17 protein-coding genes are annotated in these 18081 nt (G+C 38.1%); 14 read left to right on the forward strand and 3 right to left on the reverse strand.

The annotated features are described in order from the left end of the window. Positions 1-142 precede the first annotated feature (142 nt). Both RIB54_RS09430 and RIB54_RS09435 read left to right on the forward strand, forming a co-directional pair. Positions 143-2410 (forward strand): aconitate hydratase, encoded by a 2268-nt coding sequence (locus RIB54_RS09430; RefSeq protein WP_350100674.1) that lies wholly within the window; start codon positions 143-145, stop codon positions 2408-2410. 153 nt (positions 2411-2563) lie between these two features. Next, positions 2564-3472, forward strand: a complete 909-nt coding sequence (locus RIB54_RS09435) for a class I SAM-dependent methyltransferase (protein ID WP_350100675.1) — start codon at positions 2564-2566, stop codon at positions 3470-3472. Between the two features lie 25 nt (positions 3473-3497). Here the strand turns inward: RIB54_RS09435 and RIB54_RS09440 are convergent, their stop codons facing one another. Next, positions 3498-4472, reverse strand: a complete 975-nt coding sequence (locus RIB54_RS09440) for a GlxA family transcriptional regulator (RefSeq protein ID WP_350100676.1) — start codon at positions 4470-4472, stop codon at positions 3498-3500. Positions 4473-4614: 142 nt separating this feature from the next. Here RIB54_RS09440 and RIB54_RS09445 point away from each other — a divergent pair, with 142 nt between their 5' ends. The 9 genes from RIB54_RS09445 to RIB54_RS09485 all read left to right on the forward strand — a co-directional run bounded on the left by RIB54_RS09445 (position 4615) and on the right by RIB54_RS09485 (position 9086). Continuing rightward, a complete protein-coding gene (locus RIB54_RS09445) occupies positions 4615-5040 on the forward strand; it encodes an SRPBCC family protein (RefSeq protein ID WP_350100677.1) in 426 nt (141 codons plus the stop codon). Positions 5041-5057: 17 nt separating this feature from the next. Beyond that, positions 5058-5483 carry a VOC family protein gene (locus tag RIB54_RS09450; RefSeq protein WP_350100679.1) on the forward strand — a complete coding sequence of 142 codons (426 nt, stop codon included), beginning with the start codon at positions 5058-5060 and terminating at the stop codon, positions 5481-5483. Between the two features lie 2 nt (positions 5484-5485). Further along, positions 5486-5863 (forward strand): DoxX family protein, encoded by a 378-nt coding sequence (locus RIB54_RS09455; protein ID WP_350100680.1) that lies wholly within the window; start codon positions 5486-5488, stop codon positions 5861-5863. Further along, positions 5841-6086 carry a hypothetical protein gene (locus RIB54_RS09460; RefSeq protein WP_350100681.1) on the forward strand — a complete coding sequence of 82 codons (246 nt, stop codon included), beginning with the start codon at positions 5841-5843 and terminating at the stop codon, positions 6084-6086. The genes RIB54_RS09455 and RIB54_RS09460 overlap by 23 nt, the downstream gene beginning before the upstream one ends. A 56-nt stretch (positions 6087-6142) precedes the next feature. After that, positions 6143-6337: a hypothetical protein gene (locus RIB54_RS09465; protein WP_350100682.1), complete on the forward strand. Its 195-nt coding sequence runs from the start codon at positions 6143-6145 to the stop codon at positions 6335-6337. Further along, positions 6334-6789, forward strand: a complete 456-nt coding sequence (locus RIB54_RS09470) for a hypothetical protein (protein WP_350100683.1) — start codon at positions 6334-6336, stop codon at positions 6787-6789. The genes RIB54_RS09465 and RIB54_RS09470 overlap by 4 nt, the downstream gene beginning before the upstream one ends. A 99-nt stretch (positions 6790-6888) precedes the next feature. Then, the gene (locus RIB54_RS09475) at positions 6889-7452 is read left to right on the forward strand and encodes a DUF7010 family protein (RefSeq protein WP_350100684.1); all 564 of its coding nucleotides are present in this window, start codon (positions 6889-6891) and stop codon (positions 7450-7452) included. Between the two features lie 40 nt (positions 7453-7492). Further along, positions 7493-8656, forward strand: coding sequence for a glycoside hydrolase family 130 protein (locus RIB54_RS09480; RefSeq protein WP_350100685.1), 1164 nt, complete (start codon positions 7493-7495; stop codon positions 8654-8656). Between the two features lie 19 nt (positions 8657-8675). Beyond that, complete coding sequence (locus RIB54_RS09485; protein ID WP_350100687.1) at positions 8676-9086, forward strand: GNAT family N-acetyltransferase; 411 nt, start codon at positions 8676-8678, stop codon at positions 9084-9086. Here the strand turns inward: RIB54_RS09485 and RIB54_RS09490 are convergent. Beyond that, positions 9083-10807 (reverse strand): sensor histidine kinase, encoded by a 1725-nt coding sequence (locus RIB54_RS09490; RefSeq protein ID WP_350100688.1) that lies wholly within the window; start codon positions 10805-10807, stop codon positions 9083-9085. The two genes, RIB54_RS09485 and RIB54_RS09490, sit on opposite strands and share 4 nt — an antisense overlap. A 230-nt stretch (positions 10808-11037) precedes the next feature. On the opposite strand from RIB54_RS09490, the gene RIB54_RS09495 reads away from it, so the two are divergent. The 3 genes from RIB54_RS09495 (at position 11038) to RIB54_RS09505 (ending at position 15901) form a co-directional block, all read left to right on the forward strand. Next, entirely contained in the window at positions 11038-13566 is a 2529-nt protein-coding gene (locus RIB54_RS09495; RefSeq protein WP_350100689.1) for an ATP-binding protein, read from the forward strand. Between the two features lie 28 nt (positions 13567-13594). After that, the gene (locus tag RIB54_RS09500; protein ID WP_350100690.1) at positions 13595-13981 is read left to right on the forward strand and encodes a response regulator; all 387 of its coding nucleotides are present in this window, start codon (positions 13595-13597) and stop codon (positions 13979-13981) included. A 135-nt stretch (positions 13982-14116) separates the two neighbouring features. Further along, a complete protein-coding gene (locus tag RIB54_RS09505) occupies positions 14117-15901 on the forward strand; it encodes a glycoside hydrolase family 15 protein (protein ID WP_350100691.1) in 1785 nt (594 codons plus the stop codon). Here RIB54_RS09505 and RIB54_RS09510 read toward each other — a convergent pair. Then, entirely contained in the window at positions 15888-18068 is a 2181-nt protein-coding gene (locus tag RIB54_RS09510) for a bifunctional alpha,alpha-trehalose-phosphate synthase (UDP-forming)/trehalose-phosphatase (RefSeq protein WP_350071712.1), read from the reverse strand. The two genes, RIB54_RS09505 and RIB54_RS09510, sit on opposite strands and share 14 nt — an antisense overlap. Positions 18069-18081 lie beyond the last annotated feature (13 nt).

Below are 18081 nucleotides of genomic sequence, written 5' to 3' on the forward strand. Positions count from 1 at the left end.
AAACTTCAAAAAGGCGCTTTAATAATATTGAAGTGCCTTTTTTTTGTTTATAAAGAGTCTAATTAAGTATTATTCCCTTTACAGCAAAAATTTAATTTGTAACTTTAAACTTCAATTTTGATAACCGAAAACAACTCATTATATGGCGTTTGATTTAGATATGATCAAAGCAGTGTATGCTGGTATGGGAGCCAGAATAGAAGCTGCGAGAAAAGTGGTTAACAAGCCACTAACCCTTTCAGAGAAAATTTTATACTCACACTTATATTCTGACCAAAAATTAGAAGCCTTTGGTAGAGGCAAATCCTATGTTGATTTTGCTCCTGACAGGGTAGCCATGCAAGATGCTACTGCTCAAATGGCCCTTTTGCAGTTTATGCAAGCAGGTAAACCGACAGCCGCTGTACCTTCAACTGTACACTGCGATCACCTGATTATGGCTAAGCAAGGTGCCGTTGAAGATTTAAGAACATCTTTAACTGCGAGTGGTGAAGTATTCAATTTCTTAGAATCAGTATCTAATAAATATGGTATAGGTTTTTGGAAACCGGGAGCCGGAATTATCCATCAGGTGGTATTAGAGAATTATGCCTTCCCAGGTGGTATGATGATCGGTACAGACTCACATACTGTAAATGCTGGTGGGCTTGGTATGGTGGCTATTGGTGTTGGTGGTGCAGATGCTGTTGACGTAATGGCTGGTATGGCATGGGAGCTTAAATTCCCTAAACTAATTGGCGTTAAGCTTACAGGTAAACTTAGCGGCTGGACCGCTCCTAAAGATGTTATTCTTAAGGTGGCTGGTATCTTAACTGTAAAAGGTGGAACGGGAGCTATTGTTGAATACTTTGGTGAAGGTGCTAAATCAATGTCTTGCACCGGTAAAGGTACTATCTGTAATATGGGCGCTGAGATTGGTGCAACCACATCTACATTCGGTTATGATGAATCAATGGATCGTTACTTAAGAGCTACAGAAAGAGCTGAAGTTGCTGATCTTGCCAATGGAGTAAAAGAACATTTGACTGGCGACCCAGAGGTATATGCTAATCCAGAGAAATATTTCGATCAGGTTATAGAAATTGACCTATCCACTCTGGAACCGCATGTAAACGGCCCTTTTACACCAGACAGAGCTACCCCTGTTTCTCAGATGCGAGCTGAAGCGGAGAAAAACGGATGGCCTACCAAAGTTGAGTGGGGCTTGATTGGTTCATGTACCAATTCATCTTATGAAGATTTGTCAAGAGCTGCTTCCATTGCAAAACAAGCTGTTGACAAGAAATTAAAGACTAAAGCAGAATTTGGGATCAACCCAGGCTCTGAGCAAATAAGATACACTGTTGACAGAGATGGTTTCATCAAGATTTTTGAAGATCTTGATGCCCGAATCTTTACCAATGCCTGCGGCCCTTGTATAGGTCAGTGGGACAGGGCTGGTGCTGATAAGAAAGAGAAGAATACTATCATTCACTCTTTCAATAGAAACTTCTCTAAAAGAGCCGATGGAAACCCTAACACACATGCCTTTGTAACTTCACCAGAAATGGTAGCTGCAATTGCAATATCTGGTGATTTAGGTTTTAATCCTTTAACTGATACATTGACCAATGAAGACGGAGAGCAAGTGAAGCTTGACCCTCCTACTGGCTGGGAACTTCCAGAAAAAGGATTTGATGTTGAAGATAATGGTTATCAGGCTCCAGCAGCAGATGGAAGCGGTGTTGAAGTTAAGGTAGCTCCTGATTCTAAAAGACTTCAGTTATTATCTCCTTTCCTTCCATGGGATGGAAATAATATTACTGGTATGAAACTCTTAATCAAAGCCAAAGGTAAGTGTACAACTGACCATATTTCAATGGCTGGTCCATGGTTAAGATTCAGAGGTCACTTAGATAATATTTCTGATAATACATTAACTGGTGCTGTTAACTTTGCCAATGAAGCCACTGACTCGGTTAAAAATCAATTAACTGGTGAGTATGGGACTGTTCCTGCCACGGCCAGGGCTTACAAAGCCGCTGGTGTGCCATCCATTGTAGTTGGGGATCACAATTATGGTGAAGGTTCATCCAGAGAGCATGCAGCTATGCAGCCAAGGCATTTAGGCGTGAAGGCAGTATTGGTGAAGTCATTTGCCAGAATTCACGAAACCAACCTTAAGAAGCAAGGTATGCTAGCACTTACTTTTGCTAATGAAGCTGACTATGACCTTATTCAGGAAGACGATACTTTGGACTTGGTTGACTTGAAAGATTTCTCTGAAGGCAAGCCATTGACTTTGGTATTAAACCATAAAGATGGAAGCTCAGATACAATAAAGGTAAATCATACTTACAATGAGCAGCAAATAGGCTGGTTTAGAGCAGGCAGTGCTTTAAATCTAATTGCTGCAAAACAAAAATCATGATTTAAAACCCCGCTAAGCGGGGTTTTTTATTGCCCTTTTCAGAATACTGAGTCAATCTAGAAAGCAATAAAGTTCCTTTTGCCGTAAAGATTAGTCCATTGTTCAATCCTTCATATCATATTGAATGAAGAAATCTATCAAAACACAACAACAATGGCCAATAGTTACGATCTAGACTTTACATATACTACAATAGACAAGATTTTTCGCTTAAGCATGGGCGAATCGGGAGATTATAGTGGGGCCAAATATGACGGTGATTTTTCAATGCCACTGGAAAAGGCGCAAAAGGCCAAGCATAAGTTTATTGCAGACAGCCTGAATATCAAAAAAGGAAGTAAGGTGCTGGATATGGCTTGCGGATGGGCTCCATTTACAAAATACATCACACAAGAAAGAGGTGCTACCAGTATTGGATTAACCCTTTCCTCCGGTCAGGCTAAAGCATGTCAAAAAAACGGAATGAATGTAATTGTTAAAGACTGCAGATACCTTACCCCCGAAGAATTTGGAACATTTGACGCCATCACCTGTATTGGCGGACTTGAACATTTTTGCTCTGTTGAAGAGTGGAAAGATGGTAAACAAGAAAGGGTCTATCGTAATTTTTTTAAAACTTTATCTGATCTTTTGCCAGTTGGTGGCAGGTACTACATGCAGACCATGACCTTCAGCAAGAACATGTTGGATCATAAAGATATTGATATCAATGCTGAAAGAGGTTCTGCATCCCATGTACTAGCGTTAATGATGAAAGAATTTCCAGGCTCATGGTTACCTGACAGCCCTGAAATGGTCATCAATTGTGCCGCCCCCCACTTTAAGCTAATTTCACAAAGTAGTGGTAGACTCGATTATATTGAAACCATTAAACAGTGGCGCAAAAAATTCAGAAAATTTAACTTGAAAAAATACCTATTGTATTTATCTCTACTGCCTAAATACCTTACCAATAAAGAATTCAGACATCAAGTTGCCGTCTTTAAAATCAGCCCAAATAAAGTCTGCTTCGAACAGGAAATAATGGATCATTACAGATTGGTATTTGAAAAAATCCAGTAAAACCAGATCAACAGTTAAGCCTTAACTATGCCGCCATTTTATTGTACTTATTGCGATACTCTGCTGGGGTGAGGCCGGTAATCTTCTTAAACACCATTCTAAATGCCTTAGAATCTGTATAGCCAACATCATACATTACCTCACTAATGTTCTTTCTGCTTGATTCGAAACTGCGCTTTGCAGACTCAATTTTAACCCTTTGAATGTATTCCAGCACTGTATTGTTGGTTGCCTTTTTAAAACGCCTTTCAAGGCTTCTCCTGTTCATGGCCACACTTTCAGCCAGATCATCTACAGACAATCTTTCTGTAATATTATTTTCTATGAATTCCTGAGTTTGCAGTACCTCTTCGTCATTATGATTCTTCTGACCTTTAAACATGGCAAAAGCGGCCTGATTGTCACGATCAATGTCAATAGCAAAATATTTAGACGCTAATATGGCCGTTTCGCGGTCCGTGTATTTTTCAACAAGATGCAGGAGTAAATTCCAATATGAATTGGCCCCACCACTTGAGTAAAGCCTAACTTCTTCAGTAATAATACTACCATCTACCACTTCCACCTTTGGAAAAAGCGCTCTGAACTCATTAGCAAAACCCCAATGTGTGGAGCATTTCTTGCCGTCAAGTAGCCCGGTTGAAGCCAACAAAAACGCACCGACACACAAAGAAGCCACCTCTGCTCCTTTTTGATATTGATCAACTATCCAAGGCACTAATTCTTCATTGGCTTTAATGGCGGTCTCCATGTCTCCGAACAAGGCAGGTATAAAAATCAGATCAGTTTTATCAACTTCAGAGATACACCGATCCATGTGAACGGTAAAAATGCCTTCATTCAATTGCACTTCCTTATTAAGACCCACCAGTTCTACATTAAACAAAGGAGGGCTTCCTGATATGCTTAAAAACTGATTTACAGCTGTGAATAGGTACCTGGGATCAGCTACAGCCTGCATTACGCAGGACTCAGGAACAAGTATGGATACGTTTTTCATAATCTTAAATTGATAACTAAATATAAGAAAATTAATCAGTCGCAAATAGCCCTTATATTGTCGTTTTTACACAGGACTGTCATTTTCTTTAATTTCTACATTTACACTATCAAAACAGGATTAATATTTAAACAATAAGATAATGAGTACAGCAGAAAAGACAAAAATCACAATTGAAGCCGAGATAGCAGCTCCAATTACCAAAGTATGGGAATACTGGCTAGAGCCAGAGCACATTATAAAATGGAATTTTGCCAGTGATGATTGGCACTGTCCAAAAGCAGAGGCAGACATAAAGGTAGGAGGTAAATTTTCTGCTACCATGGCAGCTAAAGATGGCAGTATGAGTTTTGACTTTGAAGGCATTTACACAACTCTGGAGCGTCATAAAAAAATAGCTTATGAAATTGCCGATGGAAGAACTGTAGAAATAATATTTGAAGAGAAGGGTGATAAAGTTCATGTGAGCGAGACATTTGAAGCAGAAACTACAAATAGCATAGAAATGCAAAGAGGTGGCTGGCAAACGATACTTGATAACTTCAAAGCTTATGTCGAATCTAACTGACCAAACACGAGCGTAAAATGACTGATAGCAATAGTTATATCACATTCAATGGCAACTGTGCAGAGGCCATGAATTTTTATCACAAGTGTTTCGGTGGCACACTCGATATTCAGACAGTCGGTCAATCACCAGTTTGTGATGATATGCCTACCAAAATGAAAAACACAGTGCTACACTCCTACCTCAATGCCGGGCCGCTGAAACTTATGGCAACGGATATGGTGGGCAATGAAGCCTACAAAAGAGGAAATAACATGGCTATTGTATTACACTTCGAAAGCGAGCAATCTTTAAGAAAGAGTTTTGAATTACTCGCTCAAGATGGTCAAACCATTGATCAGGTACATAAAACATTTTGGGGAGCGCTATATGGCTGTCTTACCGACAAATTTGGCATTAGATGGCTACTTAATTATCAATATGAAAACATAAAAACCAACTAAACATGAAAAAGACAACGATTATTTTTTGGATTACAACTGGCATCATCTTCCTTTTTGAAGGCGTGATGCCAGCACTAACCGGCCATACCGAATTGGCAAAAGAAGGAATTCGTCATCTAGGATACCCCGAGTATTTCGGAACTATGCTTGTGGTCTATAAAGTAATAGGCTCTATCCTATTGGTTATACCTAATTTACCCAGAAAAGTAAAGGAATGGACTTATGCAGGATTCGGGTTTGATTTTATAAGTGCCTTTATCAGCCACTGGGTGGTTACCGGCTTTGGGCCGGAGTTAATTCTTCCGGTTGTATTAATGATCATATTAGTAATCTCTTATTTGCAATTTCAAAAACTTCATGAAGCCAGGCTTGCTCTATGAAACCCAGTCCGTAGTTGAGGTATTTAAGACCAACGTTTCGGATATAAATTCTGCAAATGGGATTAAAGAATTGTTGAAGTCTACTTTTTCAAATTGCCAAGTCAATTTCGATTTAGAAGACTGTGACAATATTCTTCGTTTTGAAGGAAATCCATGTTATATTGAAGGTGTAATATCCACAGTTAGTAACCTGGGACATCAGATTGAAGTCCTTGAAGGATAAATAGGAAGGTTTCGAATCAAACAGAACTGAAATCGAATCTTATTTAAAACCTAAAAATGGGAAAACTAAACGCATTCAATTTCATTGCTCCCTATACACTTGATCAGGGATTAAATGATGGTATTTGTATTCACATCCACACAAAAGAAATCACATCTTTTACAAACTACATTTCGGGTGCCACATTAAAATGCAATGCCCCTCATGGAAGAGTTTGTATGATGTTAACCTCCAATTTAGAAGAATCATGAAGGTAAACATTAAAAACATCATCAAACTCGGACTGATCATCGGCATAGTGGATATCCTTCTTGCATTTACACATGCCTACATTTTTAATGGTGCAGACCCCATCAAGGTATTGCAGTTTGTTGCCAGCGGTGCATTAGGAAGGGATGCATTTGCAGGCGGTATAACCAGTGCTGCCTATGGACTATTATTTCATATGCTTATTGCCATGTGCTGGACATCACTGTTTTATATTCTTTACATGAATGTGAGAATGTTTTTTAAAAACAGATTTCCCTTTGGGCTGTCTTTTGGGTTATTCATTTGGCTGGTAATGAATTTGATAATTGTTCCGTTGTCCAGCACGCCTCCACAACAGGCCAAAGCCATGCTTCCCTTAATGATGATGATTGGCATTCACCTTTTTCTGGGCTATCTCATGGCCTATTTTTCAGGAAGGTTCAATCGGGATTAGAATAAGTGAAAAAATAGTTTTATTTGATTGTAACAAATTGATCAAAGTTGTATCCAAGGGGTAAATAATTGATTATTTACTAACCTCAGAAAATACAACATGAAAAAACTTGAATTAGACACGTTGAGAATTGAGCTCTCTGTTAAAGCTAAAAACGGTATCGATTTTATTATTGCCGCATCAATTATTTGGATTTCAATTGCATTTATTTGGACACTACCCTATACGTCCTACAGCAAAAGTGTATTCACCTTTATGATTGGTGGATTGCTACTTCCTATGGCCTTTATGTTTTCAAAAATGTTTAAAACCGACTGGAAAGTAAAAGACAATCCCCTTCAGCCATTAGGGCTCTGGTTTAATTTTGCACAACTGTTCTACTTCCCTTTTCTAATCTTTACCCTCATCAAATACCCGGACTATTTTGTGATGGCCTATGCCATTATCACTGGTGCACATTTCTTTCCCTACGCCTGGTTTTATATGGAAAAAAGCTATGCAGTTATGGCTGGTCTTATATCGCTAGGTGCACTAATAATGGGATTAAACCTATCTTCAGAATACACTTACCTCATACCTGCCTTGATGAGTATTTGTTTGATTACTTTGGCGGTGATCATCTTTATATCCTACAGAAAGAAAGAATTCAATTATCAGCAATAAATGGGTTATCTTGGTAGGTTGATCATTAATCCTAATAGAAATGAAAAAAATTGCCGTTGTTATTCTATCTGTATTAGTTATTGCTTGTCAGCAAAAAGAGCAGTTACATGAAGAAGTTAGTGAACAAACAACCGAAAGCTGGCATTTTGAGGGCTTCGAAAAGGTTGATAGTATTAATCCGATCTTAAAACCATCCCCCGAGCTGGAATTCACTGATCCCATTACCAAAAATATGGTGAAATGGGAAGAACGCAATGTGCTAAACCCCACCGCTTTGGTAAGGAATGATACTGTTTTTCTGCTTTACAGGGCGCAGGACTTAAACGGCACTTCAAGAATTGGAATGGCCATTAGTACAGATGGTTTACATTTTATAAAACAGCCAGAGCCTATCTTCTACCCTGATAATGATGATATGAAGGTAAATGAGTGGAACTACAAAAAATCAGAAGCCGAGCAGGTAAACTCAGAAGAATGCTATTTCTGCTATTTTGATGGTGTTGAAGACCCAAGAATAGTTATGAGTGAAAGTGGTGAGTATTTTATGACCTACACTTCATATGATGGAAAAACGGCTCGGTTAAGTATTGCCTCATCTAAAGATTTAAAAACATGGACAAAACATGGTTTAGTGCTTAGCAGTGAAGAACATAAAGATACTTGGTCTAAAGCCGGAGCAATTGTTAGTGAATTAAAAGGAAATCAGGTGGTAGCCAAGAAGATTAATGGCCTCTATTGGATGTATTTTGGTGATACCAATTTGTTTATGGCCTCCTCAAAAGATTTAATTAACTGGGATATTGCCGTCAATGAAGAGTCAAAGAAAATGTTTTCAGTTTTGCACCCAAGACCAGGCTATTTTGATAGTCGCCTTGTGGAACCAGGCCCGTATGCACTTTACACAGATATTGGGATATTGCTGATCTACAATGCGAGCAATGCGGCCAATTTTAATGATCCAAGCTTACCAAAATTCACTTACGCAGCAGCGCAGGCTTTGTTTGATAAAGAGGTGCCTTACAAATTAATAGACCGCACAGAGAGTTACTTCATCCATCCTGACAAGGACTATGAAAAAGTGGGTGAAGTAAATGAAGTATGTTTTGTTGAAGGCCTTGTTTATTTCAAAGATCAATGGTTTTTATATTATGGCACTGCCGATTCAAAAATAGCCGTGGCTGTAAGTCAGGATCCTATCAAATAACCAATTTCTATTCTCTGTTTTGGGATATAGTATTGAGCAGATTACCTATCAACTAACCTGGCCAATAAGGCATGAGGTTATGTGGCCAGATAAGGCTGTAGATTATATTAAGCTCCCTGATGATGAAAATGGAATCCATTTTGCTGTTTGGAAAAATAAAGAAATAGTAGCTGTAGTATCTGTATTTATTGAAGGGGACAAAGCACAATTTAGAAAATTGGCTACTCTGGTAAGTGAGCAAGGTAATGGATATGGTTCAGCACTAATTAATCATTTAATAGCACACTTGAAGCATGAAGATGTTTCTCTACTTTGGTGCAATGCGAGAGTTGACAAAACAGGTTTTTATGAAAAATTTGGTTTATCTAAAACCTCTAAGAAATTTAACAGAGGGGAGCAAGAATATGTAATTATGGAAATGAACCTTTAAGCAGTTTCCACTTCAGGTATTTCAAAGGACACTTTAGTTCCCTTACCTTCTTCTGATTCAATATTGATCTTGCCCTTAAGTTTATCTACCGTTTCTTTAACAATATATAAACCTAGCCCGGAGCCTGCACCATCATCAGTGGCACGGTAGAACATATCATAAACTTTGTCAATGTGTTCTTTAGAAATACCCCTGCCATTATCTTCAATCACAAGTTTGGCAGCATGATCCTTTATACTTACGTTAACTTTAATTACCGGATCGCGGCCATTACGATACCTGATGGCATTTGAAAAAATATTATTGAGGATAACCTTAATTCGCCATGCATCACAATAAAAAGGCTGATCTTGTTTTATATTAATGCTCTTTTCAACTTTCTCACCATCAGAAGTGGCATGCTTCAACTGATTAAAAGTCTCATCAATTATCGACTTAAATGATATCTCCTCACGCTTAACTTCAAGCCTCGAGTTTCTGGACTGATCAAGAATCTCCTTAATGAAGTTATCCTGTTGCAAAGCGCTCTTATTGATCATATCCAGATAAGCATCCTTCATGTTCCTATCCTCGTCCCTCTTAGCCAAATTGATAATACCTAAAACCGAGGCAATTGGAGCTCTAAGGTCATGAGAAACGCTATAGACAAAATTATCAAGCTCCACATTTCTCTTACTCAATTCTTCATTGGTGTTTTTAAGCTTATCTTCAGCTTTTTTGCGCGTTTCTATTTGGTCATTAAGCTCTTTGGTTCTGGCCTTAACCATATCTTCCAGGTTCTCATTAAACTTCACAAGCTTATTCTGAACTTCAGTTCTTTCCTTGACTGTGGCTGCCAAAATAATTGTGGATATACTTATCACGCTTACAAAAATTTGCAAGAGAAGCATGGTGCTGCTTGCCGTTTCAAGAACAAACGGCCCCGTATTATTGGCTGTTAAATAGATGGTAACCACTGACACAATAACCACTGCTGAAATGGAAATAATCAATTGAAACCTGAAAGCCAACCACAATAAAAAGGGTATTAAAAGGTATGGCAGGGCTCTGGACATGGTAAAGCTTAGTTCCTCGACCTGAAGCAATAAATATAACCCCACAGCAAGTACAGCGAAGATCACTATCTCTAAAATCTTGTCAGTATGAAATGAAAATTTATGCTTTCGGAATAATGATAAGATAAATGGAGTGAACAACAATATACCTACCACATTACCTACCCACCAACGAAACAAGGCCGTCATAAAGTACCCAGCAGAGATGCGGTCATTAACCCACAAACTAAAAGTGGCAATAGTTGAAGCAACTATCGCAATAACCATTGTTATAAAAAGAAACCTAAAAGTATTTTTTGTGTGATGGAATGGAAAATCATCCCTTACCCAGAGCTTAAGCAAAAAATTTCCTAAAACCGCTTCCAGCGTATTACCTATGGCCATAAAGCTGGAAATAGAAATTACATTTTGTGCTGATAAGTCAGGCGCAGTGGCTTTCATGGCCATGATACTGGCCAAAAGAGCTCCAATGGTAATGCCCGGCCAAGCTTTACGCCCCAGAAGAATAATTAAAGCAAATCCCAGACCTGAGGGAGGCCAGGTAGGTAACGAACTGGCATTTTCAAAAGCTAAAAAATACCCAAACCTTGCCGCCAGATAATATAAGACCGCTACTATTACAATCTTAAAATCCAGGTTATACTTAAGTAAAGGTTTTAGATTCATGTTACAATTAGCTCATTGCCAATTAAATATCAGTAAATAAAGTTATTTTTCTCACTGTATGTAAGGAATTATCGCTATTACGCATTTTTATTCGATGACATGAACCGTGCTCATGACTAAAATGCAGCCCTATTTAACACCTGACACATAAATTGCTTCTGATAAAAAGGTGAAAAATCACAGAATAATGGCTAAATTCCGAACTTGATTAGATTGTAGTTTTTTTTAAAATGAAAGAAGGAAAAAGACCTGTAATACGTATATTTTTTATTTATACTTTCTTTCTCCTAACACTTTCTGCTTTTGCTATAGGCATCTGGCTATTTAATGACATAAAGCGTGATAGATTAAAGGACTTAAACTACTCTAGTGCTGTCATCAAAAGGTATTACGAGTTGAGTTTCAGGCAGTGGAGTAATACGCTATTAAGTTTAGGACAACAATTGGCTGAAGTTAAAGGCGAAAATGCACAGGTTAGAAGGATTGATTTGGCCAGAAAAGCCAATTCCAATTATAAAGAGTTATTAGCCTTTGGCTTTGCGGACACTACAGGTCAAGTTTTAGTTTTTTCTGAGGCGAATGTTGGTGATTCTTTGCCCCACCTCATGCTTTCAGAAAATTCGAAAAGGTCATTTTTGAAAGCAAAACAAGTGGACAATATATCAATTGGGGAAGCATACTATTTTCCAAATGTTGTTGACTGGATACTGCCCATAAGAGTGCCAATACGTGATAGCTTAAATAATCTAATAGCATTAAACACCACAGCCTTACAGTACAATAGTTTAAATCAGGAACTGTTAAGTTTTGGTTTTGATTCCACCTACAGAATTCATCTTATTAATAAAGATTTTAATACTACGCAGCTTTATTACCCTTTACCAGTGAAGGATTATGTTGCTTTACTAAGAAAAGAAGCGTCCATTTACACAGAGCTCTCAGAGAATGAAATTGCGGATGTCAAATATTACAATGGCTTTAATACATTTGAAAACCATGCTTCATTTTTAATTAAAGCTGATTTAATAGGTCTAAATCATGAGTTGGTAGTATCTGTAAATCAAAATGTTTTATGGGCCGAAATGATCCCTTTAACCTGGATCATGCTGGCAATCTACATCTTGCTCAGTGCAATACTTTGGATAACTTATTTCTACACTGATAAAAAAGAAAAACAGTATTTCTTAAATATTGAAAAGGAAAAAAACTTTAGTTCAAATATCATTGATAGCTCTCCAATCATAATTCTAGGGTTGGATAAAAATTATGATTGTTCATTTATTAACCCTGCTGGCAAAGTACTATTAGAATATCAAAAGGATCAAATTAAAAAATCAAACCTGGCCAGCATCTTATTTCCAAATTTGTCGCAAGACAAAATTGAAATCTTTTGGAATACTGGTCTTATCAATAATAAAGACACTTATACTGGTACACTCCTCACATCAAGCGGTCAAGAAAAATCGATTAACTGGCAATTGGTTAAACGTCATGTAAGTGATGAAATTGAAATTCTATTTTTTGGTATAGACGAGACAGATAAAAAAATAGCCCAAAAGCAGCTAATTGAAAGAGAAGCTAATTTAAAAGCCATATTTGAAAGCACTCAGAGCCTGATAGCATTATTTGATAAAAACAAAATGTTGGTTGAGTTTAATCAGCCCTTTGCCCAATATGCTAAAGAGGTGGAGAATATAACCCTTACTAAAGGGATGGATATTTTTGCTGCAATGAACAGCCCTCTAGTAGAGGAATGGAAACGCTTTCAAGACAGAGCCCTTAATGGCGAAAAATTTCAAGAGACAGTAGAATACCCAACTGACACCGACACACTTTATTTCCTGTTCAGCTATAACCCAATCTATCAAAATGGTGAAGTAACAGGATCATCATTGTTTATTGAAGACATCACACTCCTCAAGCAAGCACAGGCTAAATTGGAGCGCTATACTGAAAACTTAGAAGAAATAGTTAAGGAAAGAACAGAAGCATTAGAAGAAAAAAACGTTGAGTTAAAAAAAGGTAATGATGAGTTGGCTAAAGCATTGGAGAATTTAAAAACCACTCAACAGCAACTCTTAAAAGCTGAAAAAATGGCGTCCTTAGGTGTGCTTGCTGCGGGCATCGGTCATGAAATAAACAACCCCCTAAATTTTATTCAAAATGGGCTTTCAGCACTTATTCAAGAGTTGAATAACTCGAAATTGAATAAAGAAATTGAAAACCTAAAGCCGTACATAGATATCATTAACGATGGCGTGAATAGAGCCGGAAAAATAGTTAAAAGCTTAAGTCATTTTAGCAGGCAACAAATGTCTATGGATGAGAAATGTGACCTTCATGAAATTATAGATAACTGCCTGGAAATACTTAAAAATAATCTTAAGCATAAGGTTTCAGTTTCTAAAGAATATCAAGAAGGTAATGCCATAGTTAAGGGCAATGAAGGCAGATTGCATCAGGCCTTTCTTAATATCCTTTCAAATGCTGAACAGGCTATTGAAAAAAGTGGTAATATCAGAATTATTACAAAGCAAAAAGGGGATATCTTAGAAGTAAGTATAATGGATGATGGGTCAGGGATTAGCGAGGAAAACTTATCAAAAATTGGTGATCCTTTCTTCACAACAAAAGATCCTGGAAAAGGAACCGGACTTGGATTATTCATTACAAATTCCATAATTGAAGAACATAACGGGGAAGTCTCTGTTAAATCTGAAATAAACAAAGGCACCACTTTTACAATAAGGTTCCATTAAATTAAAATTTGCTAAGAAAAATATATAAATGGCAAGTGACAAAAATATAACAATCCTTTATGTTGATGACGAGGATATCAACCTATTCTTATTTAAAGCCAATTTTCAATCGAAATTCAACATAATAACCTCGCTATCCGCAACAAAGGCCTTAGAAGAATTGGAAAATCATCATGACGAAATTATTGTGGTGATTAGTGATATGAGGATGCCGGTTATGAATGGAATTGAGTTTATTGAAAAGGCAAAAGAGAAGTATAACAACATATTTTATTATATACTTACCGGGTTTGATTACAACGAAGAAATAGAAAATGCCCTTAAGACCAACCTTATTCAAAAATTCTTCACAAAGCCATTTAATGTTGAAGAAATAGAAAAGGCCATATTTGAAGCGGTTAAAAAATTGAAATAAAATTACGCGCTTCGGTAACGTTTGAAATCACCTGAATTAACGCATCCATTTCTTTTAGAGGTTAACCCTCTCAATCCTTGTTTGCACAACCACTTTCTAAGCATTAGTTTTAATATTTAACTAAAATGTAATTACATGGCTAAGCGACACACTTACGACATGGGTTTAATTGGTAATTGCTCATTTCAAGCTCATATCAATAAAAACACCAGCATCGAATGGATGTGCTGGCCTCGGTTTGACAGCAGCTTCATTTTTGGCAGTCTCCTGGATGATAAAAATGGAGGTAAATTCACTTTACTGCCACATGGAGATATCAAAGAAAGCCATCAATACTATAAAGAAAACACAAACATTCTTTGCACAGAAATAACCTGTGAAGAAGGAAAGTACAGGGTGACTGACTTTGCTCCGCGCTTTTATCAATTTGATAGATATTACAAGCCCCTGATGCTAATAAGAAAGGTGGAACCACTGGAAGGAGCACCTAGAGTAAAGGTTAACTGCCAACCCGTGGGTAACTATGGTAAAATAAAACCTACACAATACGAGGCCAGCAACCATATAGAGTATTTGGGAATGGAAAAGGAATTAAGGTTAACCACTGACTTTCCTCTCTCCTATGTTGTCAATGACCAGGCAATAGTCCTAAACGAATGTAAATATTTAGTGCTGACATATGGTGCTCCTTTAGAAGCATCATTAAAGAGCACTTGCGAAGCGTTCCTTGAAAAAACTACACTTTACTGGCAAGGTTGGGTGAAAAACATGAGCGTAAGCAATTTTCACCAGGCCAAGATTAACAGATCTGCTCTGGCACTTAAAATTCACCAATATGAAGATACTGGTGCCATAATAGCAGCTGGCACTACCAGCTTGCCAGAAGCAGATGGCAGTGGCAGAAACTGGGATTACAGGTATTGTTGGATGCGGGACTCTTACTATACACTTACGGCTTTTAACAACATTGGTCACTTTGAAGAGCTTGAGCGCTATTTTAATTATATAGTCAACATTTCAGTTCAGGTTAAGGACAGGTTTCAGCCACTGTACAGCATTTCGGCCACCTCAAATCTAGATGAAAAAATATTAGACCTACCGGGCTATTTGGGCAATAAACCAGTAAGAATTGGAAATCAAGCTTACACGCATGTTCAAAATGACGTGTACGGACAGGTACTTGTTTCACTGCTTCCACTTTATATTGATAAGCGTTTTATCAATGACGAGCGCTCCGATTCCTTAAAGCTGGTGTTCGACCTTCTTCAAAAAATAGAAAGACTTATGGATGAGCCTGATGCAGGCCTTTGGGAGTTTAGAAACCTTGCCCAATATCATTCATATACCTACTTATTTCATTGGGCCGGAGCATCAGCAGCTAAGAAAATAGGCCGCATGTTTGGTGACAAGAAAATAGAACAGCTGGCCGAAAAATTAATTAAAGCATCCTCTGACAAAATTGAGTCTTGTTTTGACAAAAAAAGAGGCGTTTATACGCAAGCTATTGGAACACAAAACCTTGATGCCAGTGATTTACAACTGATAATGATGAACTACCTTGATGGCAACTCTGATGTAGCTAAAAAGCATCTGGAAGCCTTAGAGAAAGATCTTAAAACCAAAGAAGGACTATTTTTTAGGTACAAACACAAAGATGATTTTGGTGAACCTGAGACAACTTTCCTGATCTGCGCATTTTGGTATGTAGAGGCCCTCACTTGTGTAGGAAGAATGGATGAAGCCATAGAAACCTTTGAGCAGCTTTTAACTTATAGCAACCATTTGGGATTATTGAGTGAAGATGTAGATGCTACAAATGGAAGCATGTGGGGTAATTTCCCTCAGGCGTATAGCCATGTTGGACTAGTTAATGCCGCTTACAGGATCAGCAAAAAACTGGATACCCCTAACTTTCTATAAGGGCAGTTAGTAACTGCCTTACATCTTTGTAGTCTTCAACACTATATTTAGCGGCTGAATGGATACCTCCTACTTTTACAGTGAAGGCTTTATCAGGTAGCGCTTTAAAGGTATCTTCATCTGTCCAGTCGTCACCTAGAGACAGTATGAAATCTGGCTTATTCTTTTGAAGCCATTTAAGTGCGGCTTTTCCCTTATTTACTTCGATATTCTTAATTTCAACTACCTTATTACCCTCAAGCACCTGAAGGTTCATATTAACTGATAAGTACTTAAGGTGGCTAATAATCTCTCTCGCTCGTAATTCACCCAGTCCGGTCTCCACTTTACGGTAGTGCCATACCAGAGAATAGTCCTTTACTTCAATAAATGAACCTGGGGTTTTATTTACATAGATGTCTAATATCTTCTTGATTTCAGCCTTCCAGCGGTTATCAAGACCTTCAGCCATGTTCCAATCACCATCCTTATCTTTGAGCCAGACACCATGCTCGCCAATGAAGTCTACTGGTAAATGTCCAAGCCATTTTTCTAAAGTGCCCCTATCCCTGCCACTTATAATTACTACCCGGTTCTTAGGATTACTGCTCAGTCTGGTAATTATACTTAGCAATTCCTCATCAGGATTTACGGCCATCGGATCACTATGAAAAGGGACTAGTGTTCCATCATAATCAAGAAAAAGCATCCGATTTGCAGCAGCTGTATATTTGCTTACCATCTTCTCTTCCACTTTCTTGTCAAACACTTTAGTAGCAAGTTCATTTCTCTTTTTCGCAACCTCGTCAAGCTTACTCATAAACAGATCTACCCAATGGTGGATATTAAATTTCTTAAGTGTTTTCTGCATTATAGCAGTGTGCCTCACCTGCTCATCCTCCGGCATAGTAAGTGCCCTGTAAATGGCTTTCACCACCTGATGTTTATCATTCGGGTTTACAATCAATGCATCTGAAAGCTCTTTTGACGCACCTGCCATTTCGCTCAGGATAAGCACACCTTTTTGGTCCAATTTACTGGCCAAATATTCCTTGCACACCAGGTTCATGCCATCACGCATTGGTGTTACCATGGCCACATCGGCCATACGATAAAATGCCGATAAATCTTCTAATGGAAATGAGCGATAGAAATAATGTATCGGAGTCCAGTTGACAGTACCATACTTTCCGTTTATTCTGCCTACAAGCAGGTCAACTTCTTCCTTCAAATCCTTGTATTTACCCACTTTATCCCTGGAAGGCACAACCACCATCAGCAATGAAACTTTGCCTATATACTCCGGGTATTTTTCTAAAAATATATCAAAAATCTGAAGCCTTGCCGGAATGCCTTTAGAATAATCCAGCCTGTCAATGGACAAAATCAGCTTTTGGTTTCCCAGGGACGTTCTGTATTGCACTTCCCTGCTTAAAGTTTCAGGATGAGCAGCTTGTTGTGCATACTTATCATAATCAATACCTATAGGAAAAGAGTCAGTGGCAACAGAGCGTCTATCTTTGAGTATCTGTCCGTGTTGATTACTGATATAGCATACACGGCTTACGGCACTTAAAAAATGGCGCATGTCGTCATAGGTGTGAAAGCCTACCAAGTCAGCACCCAGCACTCCATCAAGTAGCTGCCTCCTCCAGGGTAACAATCTGAAAACCTCGAAAGATGGGAATGGAATATGTAGAAAAAAACCAATGCTCACGTCAGGATGAATGTCCCGGATCATTTTAGGCACCAGCATGAGCTGATAGTCGTGCACCCAAACTTTATCGCCAGGCTCAATTACCTTCAATATTTCATCACAAAACTTCTGATTCACCTGTTCATAGGCCTGCCAATAAGACTTTTTATATAATGCATATTGATTGAAATAATGAAATGTAGGCCACAGGGTTTCATTGCTAAAACCTTCATAATAAAGCTTGATCTCCTCCTGGCTTAAAAAAACAGGTGCCATATTCTGTTTTTCCAAAGCCTCTTTAGCTTCTTTCTTCTTTTCCTTATTAGTAAAGTACCTGCCAGGCCATCCCACCCAAAGGTTGTTGCCGCTCTTGTAAATAGAACTTAGTCCTGTGGCAAGCCCACCTTCACTGGGAACATAGCTGAGTTCCCCTTCTTTGTCCTTAAGTACTTTAACTGGTAATCTATTAGAAACTATTATGGTTCTGGGCATGCCAAGAAATTTA

It is taken from the genome of Fulvivirga sp., from assembly GCF_040218215.1.
Lineage (GTDB): Bacteria > Bacteroidota > Bacteroidia > Cytophagales > Cyclobacteriaceae > Fulvivirga.